The sequence below is a fragment of the Agrobacterium sp. 6Ca8 genome (genome assembly GCF_055382765.1).
The window spans coordinates 1,216,889-1,232,912 of sequence record NZ_AP026433.1 but is presented as its reverse complement, the minus strand read 5'-3'; the positions used below and the strand labels follow the sequence as shown (position 1 = coordinate 1,232,912).

Here is a 16,024-nt window from a genome sequence, read left to right as displayed (position 1 = left end):
GAAATGCTTCATTTTTCCCGTTGGAAAACAGTCTTTATCTGGTTGCTTGTGCTGGCAAGCGTCTTCATCGCATCTCCCAACCTGTTTTCGGACAAGCAGCTGGAGGGCATGCCTGCCTGGTACAAGGACAACAAGGTAACGCTCGGTCTCGACCTTCAGGGCGGCTCGCACATCATGCTCAAGATCGAGCGTTCCGACATCGTCAAGGAACGGCTTGAAACGATCGTGGGTGACGTGCGCACGCAGCTTCGCGACGCCAACATCCGCTATTCGGGGCTTACGGGCAACGGCCAGCAGATCCAGGTTCGCATCAGCGATCCCGCTCAATATGAAGCGGCGAAAACCGCGCTTCGCGACCTGACGCAGCCGGTGTCCGCCGGAACGCTGGTCGGCGGTTCCATCACAGAAGTGACGATGACCGACGGCGGCGACAATCTGCTGCGGCTCAACCTGACCGATGAAGGCGTGGATTATCGCCTGTCCTCGGCCGTGTCGCAGTCCATCGAAGTCGTGCGCCGCCGTGTTGACGAAGTCGGCACCACCGAACCTCTCATCCAGCGTCAGGGTTCCGACCGCATTATCGTACAGGTGCCGGGCCTCCAGGATCCGCAGCGCCTGAAATCGCTTCTCAACCAGACGGCAAAGCTGTCCTTCCGCATGGTCGATACCACCATGCCGGTGCAGGAAGCGATGAATGGCCGTCCGCCCGCGACCTCAGAGGTTCTTTATTCGCAGGACGATCCGCCGGTTCCCTATCTGGTGGAACGCCGCGCGCTCGTTTCCGGCGACAACCTCGTCGATGCGCAGGCAAGCTTCAACCAGCAGACCAACGAACCCGTCGTCACCTTCCGTTTCGACAGCCGCGGTGCGCAGCGCTTTGCGCAGGCGACGCAGCAGAATGTCGGCAAGCCTTTCGCCATCGTGCTCGACAATCAGGTCATTTCTGCACCTGTAATCCGTGAGCCGATCATCGGCGGTTCGGGACAGATTTCCGGCAGTTTCTCGGTTCAGGGCGCCAACGACCTTGCAGTCCTGTTGCGTGCGGGCGCACTTCCGGCCACGTTGACCGTGGTTGAGGAACGCACCGTCGGTCCGAGCCTTGGTAACGACTCCATCACCGCCGGCCTCACGGCAAGCGCCATCGGCGCCGTCGGCGTTCTCATCTTCATGTTCGTCTTTTATGGCTTCTTCGGCCTGCTTGCGAACATCGCCCTCATCGTCAACGTGGTCATGCTGATCGCCGTCCTCAGTGTGATCGGATCTACGCTCACCTTGCCCGGTATTGCGGGTATCGTCTTGACGATCGGTATGGCGGTGGACTCCAACGTTCTGATCTACGAGCGAATACGCGAAGAGGTGAAGAGCGGAAAACCGCTGATCCAGTCACTGGATAATGGTTTCACACGCGCCTTTGCGACCATTATCGACGCCAACCTGACGACGCTGATCGTTGCAAGCGTGCTGTTCTACATGGGCACGGGTCCGGTCAAGGGCTTTGCCGTCACGCTTGCGGTCGGTATCATCACCACCGTCTTCACGGCCTATACGCTGACGGCCTGGATGTTTGGCTACTGGGTTCGCCGCAGCCGTCCGAAACATCTGCCGAAGGGTGTACGCACCGCCATGTTCGACGGTCGCGACATTCCGTTCATGCGTTATCGCCGTGTGGTTTTCATGATCACCGGTGTGATCATGCTCGCCTGCGTCGGCGGCTTCGTGGCCAAGGGCCTGAACCTCGGCATCGATTTCCAGGGCGGCTCGGTTATCGAAGTGCGCGCCAAGCAGGGTGAGGCCGATCTCGCAGATATTCGCGAGCGTCTGAACCAGCTGAACCTCGGTGAAATACAGGCACAGAATTTCGGCACGCCGCAGGACGTTCTCATCCGCATTCAGGCGCAGGACGGCGGCGAAAATGCCGAGCAGTCGGCAATCACCCTGGTGCGCGGCGAGTTGCAGGACAAGTATGATTTCCGTCGCGTGGAAGTCGTTGGTCCGGCCGTGTCCGGTGACCTGACCGTGACCTCCACGATCGGCGTTGTGCTCGCCATGGCGGCGATCATGATCTACATCTGGGTTCGCTTCGAGTGGCAGTTTGCACTGGGTGCGGTCATCTCGATGGTGCACGACGTGGTCTTCACCATCGGCCTGTTCGTCTTCCTGGGTATAGAGTTCAACCTGACCAGTATCGCGGCGATCCTGACGATCATCGGTTATTCGCTGAACGATACGGTGGTCATCTACGACCGTGTCCGTGAAAACCTCCGGCGATACAAGAAGATGCCACTTTCGATGATCATCGACGTATCGCTGAACCAGACCCTTTCGCGCACGATCCTTACCGGTCTGACCGTGCTTCTGGCACTGCTGGCACTGTATCTGTTCGGTGGCGAGGTCATCCGTTCCTTCACCTTCGCCATGTTGTTCGGCGTCGGTATCGGCGTTTTCTCCTCGGTCTATATCGCGGCTCCGGTGCTGATCGCCTTCAAGCTGCGTCCCGACAGCAAGGATGCGGAAGATGAGAAGGATGAGAAGTCCGGCAATGCCATCGGCGGCAAGCCTGCCGTCTGATGGCCGGCGGGATTGAAATACGCCCGGCCCATTTTCCCGGCCGGGCGCCCATCGATGCCTATGGCAATGGCGGTTTCCGTTTCGCCGACATGTCGCACCGCGGCTCTCTCCTGTTGTTGCCTTCCGGCATTCACGGCTGGAGCCCGGTTGATGCGAAAGAATTGACGCTTGAGCATTTCGACAAGGTTCTGGCTGATGCGCAGGATATCGAGGTGCTTTTGATCGGCACGGGTGATGGCATGCGGGTCTTGCCGAAGGAATTGCGCGAAGCCTTCAGGCAAGCGGGCATTTCGGTCGATCCGATGAGCACGGGTGCTGCCGTTCGCACCTATAATATCATGCTTTCGGAATCGCGCGCCGTGGCTGCGGCGCTGATTGCCGTCGAAGGCTGACAGGACGTTTCGCGCGGGGAAACATGGCACCCACAGAGAATCTAGACGTCTGCCTCGCGACGCTGCGCGACACCGATCGCGACCGCTATCTCGCGTGCCTTCTGTCTCCGGCCGACAAGCGCGCAGCGCTTGCCGCGCTTTACGCCTTCAATGCCGAAATTGCCCGAATCCGCGATTCCGTGCGCGAGGCGCTGCCTGGCGAAGTTCGTATGCAATGGTGGCGCGATCTCCTTGATGGCAATGCGCATGGGGACAGCCAGTCTCACCCCGTTGCTGCCGCTCTTTCGTTGGCGATCGAGCAACATCGCCTGCCGCGACCGGTTCTTGCCAATATGATCGAGGCGCGCATCTTCGATCTTTATGACGATCTGTTCGTGGATCGTAACGCGCTCGAAGGCTATGCGGGGGAGACCGCCTCGGCACTGATCCAGCTGGCGAGCCTTGTGCTTTCGCCGGAAGACACTCCAGCAAGTGCGGAAGCTGCGGGACATGCGGGGGTTGCGCAGGCCATGGCCGGCATTCTAATGCTGATGCCGCTGCACCGTCGTCGTGGGCAGGTCTACATCCCCGCGGATATGCTCGCGGCTGCCGGGCTTGATCGCGAGACGTTTCTGGAAGGCGACGACAAACAACGCATCGGCATCGCCATCGAGATTTTTGCAACGCACGCGCTTGATCACATCGAGAAGGCGAGACGCGCCAAGATGTCCCGGACTGTCTTTGCGGCCTATCTTCCCGTTGCCTTGTCCGGCCCGGTCATCGCCGCTGCCAGAAAGGCGGGAGCGGGCGTGTTTGAAGGCGAAGTGCAACTGTCGCAGCTTCGCCGGCAATGGCTGCTAGCAAAGGCGTCTTTCCTCAAGCGTTTCTGATCGCTCGAACTGCACATCGCGCAGACAGATCGGAGCAATTTTCGCGTCGAGGCCGAAGAGCCACACTTCACGCAAGCCTCGGTGTTTAAGAGCTTGAGCCGGGTTCGCATCGTTTCGATTCGCGAATCGCGATGTTTCGGTGCTGAGGGAGCCTTCCCGCATGAATATGGCGGTCTGGATAATCGTTTTCGTGCTGCTTGCGGTCTTCGCTGTTTATGCCTGGCGCATGACACGGGCAACGGATGAGGACAATAACCACGATGTGGGGCAGGCGATCATGGATTTTGCCCGCGCGTTTCCCACCGAGGCGATCAGAAGCCTGCATATGACGGTGGATGGCGGCGCAGCCTTCGTGCGGCTGCACGACAACAAGGCCGGCTTCATGCGCAATATGGGATCCCATTATGTGTGCCTGATGATCGATCCCGAGCGGATAAGGGTCGAGAGTCTGGAAAGCGGTGACGGTTTCGTCGTCACGTTTTTCGATACGCCGAAATATAGCGGCTCATACCGCTTCAAATCCGCCGGAGAGGCCGCCGAGGTTTCGCTGTGGCTGCTCGGTAGCCTTGTGGAGGCGCAGGACCATCACGACGAAGGACCGCAGCCCTCGGGCGCCTGAAAGCGTTCTGGGCGTCATTGTCCGTCGAGCGGCGGGTTCGCTTCCGTCTGCACACGCTCGCGCCAGATGATGAAAAGGCCGGATGCGACGATGATGAGGATGCCGAGCCATTTCGATGGCGTCGGAAAATCCGAAAACAGCGCATAACCGAGAACTGTCGCCGAGATGATTTCGAAATACTGGAATGGTGCCAGAAGCGACAGCGGTGCCAGCCTGAAGGCCCTGACGATCAGGAGATGCATATAGCCGGATATCGACCCTAACACGATGAGCAGGGTAAGGGTGAAGCCGGATTGCGGAAGCGAGATCGCGAAATCCTTGTCACCGTAGGCGTCGCCGGCCAGAAGGGCTGCCGCCATGAACACCGTGCCGGCAATGCTGGACATGGTCTGCATGACAAGCGGACTGTCAGCATCGCCGATAGCGCGGTTAAGGAACAGGTAGAGCGTGTAGAGAAATGCGCAGGCGACCGGCAGGAGCGATGTCCAGCCGAAGATCTCAAAACTCGGCTGAATGACGATCAGAGCGCCGCCGAAACCCACCGCAATCGCTGTCCAGCGTTTCCAGCCGACCCTGTCGCCGAGGAAGAGGGCCGACATCATCGTCAGCATAAATGGCTCGACGAAATAGATGGCAAAGACATCGGCGAGTGGCATGTATTTGACGGCGGCGAAGAACATCAGGCTGGCACTGGCATGCAGCACGCCGCGCAGGCAGTTCATCCACGGTCGTCTGGCGCTGAACAGCGCTTTGGGTGAGACCAGCAGCAGCAGGGGCAGGGTGCACAGAAGCTGGAAAAAGAAGCGGTAGAAAGTGACCTGCGCCGGTGACATTCCGCCGCTCACCGCCATGTATTTGGCGATGGCATCCATGACGGGCAGCACGAACATGCAGCCCGCCATGATCATCATGCCCTTGGCGACATCGTTCAAACCGGTCTGGCTGGTCATGGGTAGGGCTGCGCTTTCAACCAAAAGGTCCGACGAGGAAACGGGAGCGCCAGAGGGCGCTCCCCCTCGACGAGGTCAGGCGGCCTTCTGGCGTGGCAGGCTCTTCATATCAATGACGAAGCGATAACGCACATCGCTTTTTATCATGCGTTCATAAGCCTCATTGATCTGATCGATATTGATCATCTCGATTTCGGCGGCGATGCCTTTTTCGGCGCAGAAATCCAGCATTTCCTGGGTTTCGGGAATGCCGCCAATCATCGAGCCGGCGAAGGTCTTGCGGCCGGGGATGAGGCTGAATGCGTGCACCGATAGCGGCTTCTCAGGCGCTCCGACCTGCACCAGTGCGCCATCCCGCTTCAGCAACGCAAGATAGGCGTTGATGTCGTGGTCGGCGGCAACCGCGTCGATGATAAGATCGAGGCTGGAAGCCGCTTTCTTCATCTGGTCGGCATCGCGTGAAACGATCACCTCATGGGCACCGAGCTTTTTCGCGTCTTCTGCCTTGCCGGGGGAGGTGGTGATCATCACGACCGTAGCGCCCATGGCATTGGCGATCTTGACTGCCATATGGCCGAGGCCACCGAGACCGACGACGCCGATGCGCTTGCCGGGACCTGCATTCCAGTGCCGCAGCGGCGAATAGGTGGTTATGCCGGCGCAGAGCAGGGGTGCTGCGGCTGCTGGATCGAGCCCTTCGGGGATCCGCAGCACATAGCGATCATCGACGACCACATGGGCGGAATAGCCACCAAGCGTATGTGCGCCGCCGCCCATGGCCTTGTCAGGCGAGTTGTAGGTGCCGGTCATGCCGTTTTCGCAATATTGCTCCAGCCCTTCGGCGCAGCTTGCGCATTCACGGCAGCTGTCGACGATACAGCCGACGCCGACGCGGTCACCCGCCTTGAATTTCGTGACCTGCGCGCCCACCCGACCGACGCGGCCGATGATTTCGTGACCGGGGACGCAGGGGTAGAGAGAACCCGGCCATTCGCTGCGGGCCGTATGGATATCGGAGTGGCAGACGCCACAGAACTCGATTTCGATTTCGACATCGCGCGGGCCGGGATCGCGGCGCTTGATGGTCGCGAGCTTCATCGGCGAAGAACCGTCATCGCAGGCATAGGCTGACGTTGTGAACATGGTCGTTCCTCCTCTTGTGGTGATCGATATTGCATGCACTTGCAGGCGACAAAAAAGTTGCGGCGGGTTTCAGCCGCCGGAGCCGGCTTCGGGCACTGCCGGGCCAAAGACCTCCTCAAAGGCCTCTCGCAGCAGAACATCGACATCGCCGATCATAACCGGCAATCCAAGATCGACAAGGCTGGTGACGCCATAGGCGCTGATGCCGCAGGGAACGATGCCGGAAAAATGCGCGAGGTCGGGATCGACATTGATCGACAGCCCGTGAAAGCTTACCCATTTGCGCAACCGGATGCCGAGCGCGGCGATCTTGTCCTCGGCCATGCCGCCATCGGGAAGCAGAGGTTTTTCCGGACGCCTGACCCAGACACCGACCCGGTCTTCGCGCCGTTCGCCACGGACATTCATCTTGTCGAGCGTGCGGATGATGACATTCTCCAGCGCGGCAACATAGGCGCGGACATCCTGGCGCCGGCGTTTCAGGTCGAGCATGACGTAAACGACGCGCTGTCCCGGCCCGTGATAGGTATATTCGCCACCGCGACCGGTGGCGAAGACCGGAAAACGCTCCGGCTCGATGAGGTCGGCAACATCGGCGCTGGTGCCTGCCGTGTAGAGTGGCGGGTGCTCCAGAAGCCACACGAGTTCGTCGGCCTCGCCATTGGCTATGGCGGCAACTTCGCGTTCCATCTCTTCTATTGCCAGTTCGTAAGGCACGAGACCTTCCGAGATTCGCCAGCGAACAGGCGGCGAGCCGGGAACGGGCAGCATATTTGTCTCGATATCCGTGCGTGTGAGCATGAAAAAGTCCTTTCCACAGCCTTCTCGCAAAATGATGAGAAGGCTGCAACCCCAGCATTTCCGGGCTTCCTGCATATAGGGTGGGCCGGGCCGATTTTTAATTTCAAAAAACTGTCACGACGCTCTTGTGCACCCAAAATCCTTTTGCTACATGCACCCCCGTCGGCGCAAGTCGACGCCTACCACGATGCGGTCGTGGCGGAATTGGTAGACGCGCAGCGTTGAGGTCGCTGTGGGGCAACCCGTGGAAGTTCGAGTCTTCTCGACCGCACCAAAGAAACCCGCTTCGGCGGGTTTTTTCTTTTTCTGCCAATTGCTTGGCTTTGCATTCTCCCAAAAAATTTGAAATATTTGACGTCGATGAAATCCGTCAATTGCTTTAGATGAGCTGAAGCGCGTCCGGTTTAAACAAACCATTGGACGCGCTCGTGATCTCTGGTTCCACGTATTTTGGCACGTGAAACCGTTATGCAATTTTGCTGGAGCTGCTTCAGCGCCGAATGATATTCGAAGCCGTGCCGTTGTCCTGATGATTACCGTCACCGACCCGGTAAGGATCGCCATCCATGACTTGATCCATCCGCCATCCGCTTCCGCGATAAGGACTTTCCCATGTCTGGCACCCGGCGAGAAAAACAGTTACCGACAGCAATCCAAAAGTAAGAGCGGTTCGCAGCATATGAGCCTCCTTCGAAATTTCATTACTTGCTCATGTAGGTGCAAGCGGTTGGCTTTGCGACGGTTTCCCTGAAATTATCGTGCTTTCAAAACCGGCCCACTGATCATTCGTCAATAAATTTCGGTGGATATCGATACACGTTGTAGTAGCCGGTTAAATACCCCCTCAAAACAAGGGGTGGAATATTAGAGGTCTGATGTTAGCGTTTGTCAGAAAAAAAGGTCTGGAGGTTTTCGTGCAGGGGGACAAAGCGGATTCAGACAATGCGCTCGGCTATTATATGTGGAGCATTTCCGACAACAGGTTGATCATGGACACCGTCACCGCGGAGTGTCATGGCTTTTCCGAAGCGGTGGCATCGCGAGGTGTGTCGATTGAGGATATTCTCGAAAGAATAGATGTGGAAATGCGCGATCAGGTGGCGCGGGCAATTTTCGAAAGCATCACTACCGGCGTGTTTTTCGACCAGCGCTACAAGGTGCATCTGCCTGATGGTTCTATCCGCTGGATCGTGGCGAAGGGCAGGGCGATTTTCGATGCTGAAAATACGCCGTTTCTTGGTCTCGGCAGCGTTCGTGATATCACTCTCAAAAAAACCTACCAGTTCGAGCCGCGCCAATAGCTATCGAGTGTCATGAAAAATGGCGCAAAAAAGAGGCGGCTTTCGCCGCCTTTTTCTGTTCGCACGCTACCGTGATATCAGAAGACCGCGAGATATTTCAGCAGCGAAATAATGCCGATGATGATGACGATGACTTGCGCGATCTGTTTCGCGCCGCCGCCGACGGGCAGTCGTGCGATGAGCCACAAGACGAGCACGATCACCAGGAAGGTGATCAGAATGCTGACGAGCGTAGATGTAACCATAGGTCCCAGCTCCCTGTATAATAAAGGTTCAACGGTCGTTCACCGTTGTGTGAGTAAAAAGCGCCAGACAGGTTTTGGTTCCATGCGATTGGTTGCACGCGATTAAATTAGGAATATTTGAATGATAGATGGTGGAAAGGTGAAGTTGAGGCCGGTTGGCGCCACCGCCAAGGTCGGGCGGCTTGGTCGCCCACTGATTTCGACAGTGACCGGCGGCGCCCTGGAAATTGTTACGGGTGTCTCTGAACCGGGCTTCAATCCGATCGACCTCCTTTATTCGTCGCTTGCGGCATGCCTGGCGCTCAGCGCCCGGATTGCGGCGAGCCGCATGGGGTTGCTGGACGGCTTCGAGAGCGTGCTCGTTGACGTTTCCGGTGAGAAATCCGCGCAGGAGCCCTATCGCATCATTCGTTTCGATATCAGGATGGAGATTGCCGGGAGTTTCGATGAGGCGACGCGCGCCGCAATTGCCCATGCGGCCGAAGATATCTGCACCGTCAGCAACACTTTGAAGGGCGACGCGGACTTTGCTCTTTCGATCGCTAGCTGATCGTCACGGCTTTCGGGATTTTTCCCATTTCTTCACCAGCCGGTCGCGTTTCAGCTTCGACAGGCGCTTCAGCCAGAACACACCATCCAGCTGGTCGATCTCGTGCTGGATGCAGATGGCGTGAAATCCCTTGGCGCTCTCTCGATGTTCCACGCCCACTACGTCCTGAAACCTCACCTCGACCTCAGACGGACGTTCCACCTCTTCGGTGAAGCCCGGCATTGAGACGCTGCCTTCCACATGCCGCATGGTCTGCGCGGAGTGACTGACGATTTCGGGATTGATGTATGTCAGCACGGTTCCCGGCGTCAGCTCAAGCACGAAGACGCGCTGTTTTACACCGATGTGAGCCGCGGTGATGCCGACGCCGGGGGCGGCGCGCATGGTGTCGATCAGGTCCGTGACCAGATTTTGCAGGTGGTCGTCAAAAACAGTGACCGGTGCGCAAATCTCGGAAAGGCCGGCATGGGGGTAGGGTAGGATCGGCCTGATTGCCAAGGAATGCTCCGTTCGTTTCAGGTTTGAGAGGATAGCGCGGCGAGCGCCTGTCCCTCCGCTGTGACCTCCAGCCAACTGCGCTGGGTGCGGGCGTCGCGTTTCGTCACCCGCACAAAGCGCGGTGACAGGGCGGAGATTTCGCGCAGGACGAGGGCATGCGCAAGTCCCAGCCGATTGGCGATGCTGCGGCTGTCGGTGGCGATATCCATATTGATGGCCAGAAGCATCGCCGCGCCCGTGGCCGAAAGCGCCTGCGACGATCCTTGCACGATCTGCTCCACCGCTGCCATGAAAGCCGCTGCAGATTGTTCCTCACCCATCAAGCCATCCTGTTCAAGAAGCGGAACCGGCAAGCAGGCGGAAGGAGACGAGTACCGATTTCGACGTTGGCGTAAAGCTGCCTTCGCCATAGCTTGACAGCGGCACCAGCACGTTCAGTTCGGGATAATATCCGCCGACACTACCGCGCGGAATATTGTAGGGGACCAACCGGAAATTTTGGGCGATCCGCTCCACGCCATCGCCATATTCGCCGATGACATCGACGCGCTGGCGGGAGTGGGCGCCCAGCGCCTCCATATCCGCAGGATTCATGAAGATGACCTGACGTTCGCCATAAACACCGCGATAACGGTCGTCCATGCCGTAAATCGTGGTGTTGTATTGGTCGTGGCTGCGGAATGTCTGCAGCACGAAAAGATTGTCGCCCGTGAGCGCCTGTTGATGCTCGGTCTGTTCGGGAAGCGGGCCGCTATAAAAGACGGCCTTTTTCGTCGGCGTGTTCCATTCCCGTTCGGAGGCCGTGTTGCGCAGACGAAAACCGCGCGGTACGCGGACGCGTTCGTTGAAATTGTCGAAACCGGGGATGACCCGCTCGATCATGTCTCGGATGAGATCGTAATCCTCAGCAAGCGCTTTCCAGTCGACCTGCGCATTGCCAAGGGTCGCTTGCGCAATGCCGGCAACGATTGCGACTTCGGAGCGTAGTTCTTCCGAGGCTGGCGGATTGATGCCGCCGGAACCATGCACCATGCTCATGGAATCCTCGACCGTGACAATCTGCGGCTTGCCGGCAGAATTACGGTCGATTTCCGTTCGGCCAAGGCAGGGCAGCACGAAGGAGATTTCGCCCGGCACCAGATGCGAATGGTTGAGCTTGGTGGCGATATTGACCGTCAGTTTCTGATTTTCAAAAGCCTTGACGATCAGCGGACTGTCGGGCGTTGCCCGCATGAAGTTGCCGCCGAGCGCGATGAAGGTTTGCGCCTTGCCATCCAGCATGGCGGCTACTGCTTCGACGGTGTTGTGGCCGGGTTTGCGCGGCATGGCGACGCCGAGTTCTTTTTCCAGTGCGTCTAGCAGCGCCGGCGGCGCTTTTTCATCGATACCGACGGTGCGGTCACCCTGAACGTTGGAATGGCCGCGTACCGGGCAAAGACCGGCACCGGGGCGGCCGATATTGCCGCGCAGCAACATGAAATTGGTGATTTCGCGAACCATGATGACGGAGTGGCGATGCTGGGTGACGCCCATGGCCCAGGTGGCGATGACGGAGCCGGCATTCATGTAGATGCAGGCGGCTTCTTCGATTTCTGCGCGGGTGAGGCCGGACTGGTCGAGAATGCTTTCCCAGGTCGTCGCCTCGACGGCATCACGATAAGCCTCGAACTCGACCGCATGTTCGGCGATGAAGTCGTAATCGATGATGGCAGATTCTCCGGAAGTCCTTGCGGCGTCGTCGGCTGCAAAGATCGCCTTGCTCATGCCGCGCACCACCGCCATGTCGCCGCCTTGCCGGGGCTGGTAATAATTGGTGGCGATCTTGGTGTTGCCGCCGGTGATCATCTCGATCTTGTCCTGCGGATCGGCGAAGCGCTCCAGCCCCTTTTCCTTGATTGGATTGAGGACGACGATTTTCGCGCCGCGAAGCGCTGCCCGGCGCAGGTCACCCAGCATGCGCGGGTGGTTCGTGCCGGGATTTTGGCCGATTACGAAGATCGCGTCTGCCTGCTCGAAGTCTTCCAGGAGCACCGTGCCCTTGCCGACGCCGATCGAGGCTTTCAGGCCGACACCGCTTGCCTCGTGGCACATGTTGGAGCAGTCGGGAAAATTGTTCGTGCCATAAAGCCGCACCATCAATTGATAGATGAAGGCTGCCTCGTTGGAGGCGCGGCCGGAAGTATAGAATTCCGCTCGGTCCGGGCTGTCGAGGCTATTGAGAACGCCGCCGATTTCGGCAAAGGCGTCGTCCCAGGAGACCGGCAGATATTTGTCGCTCGCCCGGTCGTAACGCATCGGGTGGGTGAGGCGGCCCTGTTTTTCCAGATCGTAGTCAGACCAGCCGCGCAGTTCGGAGACGGTGCGGGTGGCGAAAAAATCCGGCGGCACCCGGGCTTCCGTCGCTTCCCATGCGACCGCCTTGACGCCGTTTTCGCAGAATTCGAAGGAAGAGCCATGCTCCGGATCGCCCCATGCGCAGCCCGGGCAATCGAATCCACCCGGCTGGTTTGCCTTCAGCAGCGCGCGTGCGCCGGAAATCGGCGCGCCGGATTCCATCAGCCGTTTGCCAACGCTTTTAAGCGCGCCCCAGCCACCTGCGGCGGCGGAAGCCTTGCCGATGAAATCTGTCTTGCTCATTGTCGTGATTTTCCTGAAATTTTCCTGGCCGCCCAGGGATACTTACCGTTTGGCAACGGCCAATCATATATAAAAAAGGCTCTTTCAGAATCGTCTATGGGCGACATATGTCAATCTCAATCTTACCGGTTCCGACGGAACGGCAAGGGCTTTCCGGACGTTGTGTGGATTGAGGTGCACTGCCTGCCGCTGCATCATCATGGAGTGCTGCGCTCTTCAATCATGGTCTTGCGAAAGGGCGGTCCATGACATTTTCGTCGCAGTTCCGAAGCCCGTTGTTTTTCACCTATCCGGTTGTTGACAATATACTTTTTAACGCCATTCTGCCTGCAAATTCGTGCACTGCGGCATTTAGAGAAGGGGACGCCAGATGACAGACCGTGACGACGATCTTCTCGCGCCCGAAGAGTTGAAACCGACAGAGGCACCCTCCGATATCTACGCCGAGGACGGCTCTGTCCGCTCCGACTTTCTGGCGATGGTGGGGGCGGCGATTGCCGACCGCGATCTGCTTTTCCTGCGCAAGAATGTCGCGCGGCTGCATGAGTCTGAACTCGGCGACGTGCTGGAGTCGATCATGCCGGAGCAGCGCCACGCGCTCGTGCGGTTGCTGGGTTCCGATTTTGACATGACGGCGCTGACCGAGGTGGATGAAGGCATCCGTCTCGATATCGTCGACCAGATGTCGAATGAGCAGATCGCTGCCGGTATCGGCGAACTGGATTCGGACGACGCCGTCTACATTCTCGAGGATCTCGACGACGAGGACCGCGAGGACATCCTCTCGCAACTTCCGTTCACCGAACGGGTGCGGCTGATGCGGGCGCTGGATTATCCGGAAAGCTCCGCCGGCCGTCGCATGCAGACGGAATTCGTTGCCGTGCCGCCGTTCTGGACCGTGGGACAGACCATTGATTATCTGCGTGAGGAGGAGGAGCTACCGGATTCCTTCACGCAGATCTTCGTCATCGACCCCACGTTCAAGCTTGTCGGCGCTCTCGATCTCGACAAGGTGCTGCGCGCCAAGCGTCAGGTGAAGATCGAAACGATCATGCACGAGACCAACCACTCCATTCCGGCCGAAATGGACCAGGAAGAAGCGGCGCAACTTTTCGAACAATACGACCTTCTATCCGCCGCCGTGGTGGACAATAACGGCCGTCTGGTTGGCGTGCTCACCATCGATGACGTGGTCGACGTCATTCAGGAAGAAGCCGAAGAGGATTTGCTGCGCCTTGGCGGTGTGGGCGACGAAGAACTGTCTGACAGCATCACCAGCACCTCGCGCTCGCGTGTGCCATGGCTTGCGGTTAACCTCCTTACCGCCTTTCTGTCTGCCTCCGTCATCAGCCTTTTCGATGCGACGATCCAGCAGATCATTGCGCTGGCGATTTTGATGCCGACGGTTGCCGGGATGGGCGGCAATGCCGGATCGCAGACCATGACCGTGTCCGTGCGGGCGCTGGCTACCAAAAGCCTAGATATTCACAACGCTGCCCGCATTATCAGGCGTGAAGCGGGCGTTGGCATCCTGAACGGGTTGTTGTTCGGCTGTGCCATCGGCATCGTTGCAGGCGTGTGGTTCCAGGATGTCCATATCGGTGGAATCATTGCTGCCGCCATGTGTCTCAACATGCTGGCGGCGGCGCTGGCAGGCATTCTCATTCCGCTGGTTCTCGACAGGTTCGGGGCAGATCCCGCCGTTTCCTCTGCTGTCTTCGTGACGGCGGTAACGGACATTGTCGGCTTTTTTTCGTTTCTGGGCATCGCTACCTGGTGGTACGGTATTTCGGGATAGGCCAGAACAGGCGAAAGCGGCAGGAAAAATTGACTTTTACGTGAAGGTCAAATAATAATTGTCCGGTTATGAATCGGATAGGCCCTTGGACAAGTATTATAGCATAACCGAACTGACGCGCGAATTCGGTGTTTCCACCCGCACCTTGCGATTTTACGAGGATGAGGGCCTCATTCACCCTGAGCGACGCGGGCGTACGAGGCTTTTCAGGTCTGCGGACCGGCGTCTCATTCAGGAAATCCTGCGCGGCCGCCGTATCGGTTTCACGATCGCAGAAATTCGCGAGATCATTCACGTCTACAAGGAGCCGCCGGGCGAATCAGGCCAGCTTGTGCTTCTGATGAAGAAGGTCGATGAGAAGCGCGCCGATCTCAGGCAAAAGCGCAAGGACATCGAAGAGACGCTGGCCGAGCTCGACAATGTCGAAGAGGCCTGCCTGACGCGCCTTGCCGAAATCGGCGTAGGGACCTGATGCAGGTTTCCCGCCGTCGCGCTTGACGTGATGGCCCTGGATTTCCCGCGGAGAGGAAAAACCTCTCACTTCGTCATGCTTTTGATTTTACGCGACGTGGATAGATCCTCGGGTCAAGCCCGAGAATGACGCCGAGCGTAGATTGGGCGTGTGTCGTCCTTTATTGCGCCTCAACTGTGCACTGTTGCGCCACGTCGCTGACTTTCGTCTGCTGCTCGGCGCTGAGCTTGCCTTCCATCATGATGTCAAACAGGCTTTCCGCTTGCAGCTTTTCAAGCGTGCAACCGCAGAAACGTTGGCACAATTCCTGGCCGTTAGCCTGCTGGACGCAGCTTTTTTCACAGCTCGATTTGTAAAGCTCCACCTGGTCGACAGGGGGAGGCGGTGCCACAAGTGATACCGCGTAGACGAGGCCAATCAGCGCCGGCTGATGAATGAGGTAAAAGGCAAGGCTGTGACGGCCCGCTGTTGCTATCAGATTGCGGGGGGAGCTTGGGTTGCGAAAACGGTCCAGCCAGCTGCGCGGTGTGACGAATTGCGAAACCGCAAGTCCGGCAAGAAAGGGCGCAAGCCACGGCAACAGCGGCACATAATCGTTCGAGCGCGGCGGCATGGTGGAGAAACCGACCCATGCCAGCCATTTGCTGTTGAAAAAATCCGACTGGACGTATTGCGGCAGCGCAAAGGCAAGAGCCGCGAAAAGCAGCGTCACCAGCGGGGGTGCCCGCAGGAACAGCAGCCCGACAAGGCTTGCAGCGGCTATGTTGTGCAGGATTCCGAAAAAGATGAAGCTATCCGGAAAGGCGACATAGGTAGCGATGGTGATGAGCAGCGCCGAGCCCGCCACCATTGCAAAACGCTTGCCGAAGGACGGCCAGTTTATGGCTTTGCCATGGGCGAGAAACAGGCTGAAACCGGCGAGGAACAGGAACGAGCTGGCAATGGCACGCGCATAAAGCTTCCACAGGCCGGTGGTTGCCGTACCCGGCTCCAGATAGCCGAAATACTCCAGATTCCATGTGAAGTGGTAAGACGCCATGGCGATGAGCGCCAGCCCGCGCAGTGTATCGAGACCGCCCATGCGGCCCTTGCGGCGGGTGTCGATTGCAGCTGTTTCTGTTTCCATAATTCCCGCTGTTTCAGCTGTCTGAAGCCGTTGTCTACTCAAGGGCTTGGCCCGT

Annotated in this window: 17 protein-coding genes and 1 tRNA gene; 9 read left to right on the top strand and 9 right to left on the bottom strand. The window is 58.3% G+C overall.

The window, feature by feature from the left end:
- Positions 1-3 precede the first annotated feature (3 nt).
- From secDF to ACZ5A6_RS06130, 4 genes are all read left to right on the top strand, one after another.
- The gene (secDF, locus tag ACZ5A6_RS06145; RefSeq protein ID WP_174061354.1) at positions 4-2,568 is read left to right on the top strand and encodes a protein translocase subunit SecDF; all 2,565 of its coding nucleotides are present in this window, start codon (positions 4-6) and stop codon (positions 2,566-2,568) included.
- Positions 2,568-2,960 carry an Mth938-like domain-containing protein gene (locus tag ACZ5A6_RS06140; protein ID WP_111790252.1) on the top strand — a complete coding sequence of 131 codons (393 nt, stop codon included), beginning with the start codon at positions 2,568-2,570 and terminating at the stop codon, positions 2,958-2,960. The genes secDF and ACZ5A6_RS06140 overlap by 1 nt, the downstream gene beginning before the upstream one ends.
- Positions 2,961-2,983: 23 nt before the next feature.
- Positions 2,984-3,829 carry a phytoene/squalene synthase family protein gene (locus tag ACZ5A6_RS06135; RefSeq protein ID WP_174061353.1) on the top strand — a complete coding sequence of 282 codons (846 nt, stop codon included), beginning with the start codon at positions 2,984-2,986 and terminating at the stop codon, positions 3,827-3,829.
- Positions 3,830-3,989: 160 nt separating this feature from the next.
- Positions 3,990-4,448, top strand: coding sequence for a hypothetical protein (locus ACZ5A6_RS06130; protein WP_003515343.1), 459 nt, complete (start codon positions 3,990-3,992; stop codon positions 4,446-4,448).
- Between the two features lie 14 nt (positions 4,449-4,462).
- Here the strand turns inward: ACZ5A6_RS06130 and ACZ5A6_RS06125 are convergent, their stop codons facing one another.
- The 3 genes from ACZ5A6_RS06125 to lipB form a co-directional block, all read right to left on the bottom strand.
- Entirely contained in the window at positions 4,463-5,398 is a 936-nt protein-coding gene (locus ACZ5A6_RS06125) for a DMT family transporter (protein ID WP_333704220.1), read from the bottom strand.
- Positions 5,399-5,473: 75 nt separating this feature from the next.
- On the bottom strand, positions 5,474-6,541 hold the full coding sequence (locus ACZ5A6_RS06120; protein ID WP_003515339.1) for an NAD(P)-dependent alcohol dehydrogenase: 1,068 nt from the start codon (positions 6,539-6,541) through the stop codon (positions 5,474-5,476).
- 69 nt (positions 6,542-6,610) lie between these two features.
- Positions 6,611-7,342, bottom strand: a complete 732-nt coding sequence (gene lipB, locus ACZ5A6_RS06115; RefSeq protein WP_038491058.1) for a lipoyl(octanoyl) transferase LipB — start codon at positions 7,340-7,342, stop codon at positions 6,611-6,613.
- A gap of 189 nt (positions 7,343-7,531) precedes the next feature.
- Between lipB and ACZ5A6_RS06110 the strand changes: the two genes are divergently transcribed.
- A tRNA-Leu gene (locus ACZ5A6_RS06110) sits at positions 7,532-7,616 on the top strand.
- A gap of 216 nt (positions 7,617-7,832) precedes the next feature.
- Here the strand turns inward: ACZ5A6_RS06110 and ACZ5A6_RS06105 are convergent.
- Positions 7,833-8,021, bottom strand: coding sequence for a hypothetical protein (locus tag ACZ5A6_RS06105; RefSeq protein ID WP_080580964.1), 189 nt, complete (start codon positions 8,019-8,021; stop codon positions 7,833-7,835).
- A gap of 196 nt (positions 8,022-8,217) precedes the next feature.
- Here ACZ5A6_RS06105 and ACZ5A6_RS06100 point away from each other — a divergent pair, with 196 nt between their 5' ends.
- A complete protein-coding gene (locus ACZ5A6_RS06100) occupies positions 8,218-8,643 on the top strand; it encodes a PAS domain-containing protein (RefSeq protein ID WP_003515332.1) in 426 nt (141 codons plus the stop codon).
- Positions 8,644-8,720: 77 nt separating this feature from the next.
- Here the strand turns inward: ACZ5A6_RS06100 and ACZ5A6_RS06095 are convergent, their stop codons facing one another.
- Positions 8,721-8,888 carry a Thivi_2564 family membrane protein gene (locus ACZ5A6_RS06095; RefSeq protein WP_003502827.1) on the bottom strand — a complete coding sequence of 56 codons (168 nt, stop codon included), beginning with the start codon at positions 8,886-8,888 and terminating at the stop codon, positions 8,721-8,723.
- Between the two features lie 121 nt (positions 8,889-9,009).
- On the opposite strand from ACZ5A6_RS06095, the gene ACZ5A6_RS06090 reads away from it, so the two are divergent.
- Positions 9,010-9,438: an OsmC family protein gene (locus tag ACZ5A6_RS06090; protein WP_003515329.1), complete on the top strand. Its 429-nt coding sequence runs from the start codon at positions 9,010-9,012 to the stop codon at positions 9,436-9,438.
- A 3-nt stretch (positions 9,439-9,441) separates the two neighbouring features.
- Here ACZ5A6_RS06090 and ACZ5A6_RS06085 read toward each other — a convergent pair whose 3' ends face one another.
- The 3 genes from ACZ5A6_RS06085 to ACZ5A6_RS06075 are packed head-to-tail and all read right to left on the bottom strand — an operon-like array spanning position 9,442 to position 12,573.
- The gene (locus ACZ5A6_RS06085) at positions 9,442-9,936 is read right to left on the bottom strand and encodes a peptide deformylase (RefSeq protein ID WP_173992635.1); all 495 of its coding nucleotides are present in this window, start codon (positions 9,934-9,936) and stop codon (positions 9,442-9,444) included.
- Positions 9,937-9,953: 17 nt separating this feature from the next.
- Positions 9,954-10,256, bottom strand: a complete 303-nt coding sequence (locus ACZ5A6_RS06080; protein WP_174061351.1) for a hypothetical protein — start codon at positions 10,254-10,256, stop codon at positions 9,954-9,956.
- 13 nt (positions 10,257-10,269) lie between these two features.
- A complete protein-coding gene (locus ACZ5A6_RS06075; protein WP_174061350.1) occupies positions 10,270-12,573 on the bottom strand; it encodes an FdhF/YdeP family oxidoreductase in 2,304 nt (767 codons plus the stop codon).
- A gap of 370 nt (positions 12,574-12,943) precedes the next feature.
- On the opposite strand from ACZ5A6_RS06075, the gene mgtE reads away from it, so the two are divergent.
- A complete protein-coding gene (gene mgtE / locus ACZ5A6_RS06070) occupies positions 12,944-14,371 on the top strand; it encodes a magnesium transporter (protein ID WP_013636179.1) in 1,428 nt (475 codons plus the stop codon).
- 85 nt (positions 14,372-14,456) lie between these two features.
- Complete coding sequence (locus tag ACZ5A6_RS06065) at positions 14,457-14,843, top strand: MerR family transcriptional regulator (protein WP_003515319.1); 387 nt, start codon at positions 14,457-14,459, stop codon at positions 14,841-14,843.
- 160 nt (positions 14,844-15,003) lie between these two features.
- Here the strand turns inward: ACZ5A6_RS06065 and ACZ5A6_RS06060 are convergent, their stop codons facing one another.
- The gene (locus ACZ5A6_RS06060) at positions 15,004-15,969 is read right to left on the bottom strand and encodes a heparan-alpha-glucosaminide N-acetyltransferase (RefSeq protein ID WP_003515315.1); all 966 of its coding nucleotides are present in this window, start codon (positions 15,967-15,969) and stop codon (positions 15,004-15,006) included.
- Positions 15,970-16,024: the final 55 nt, after the last annotated feature.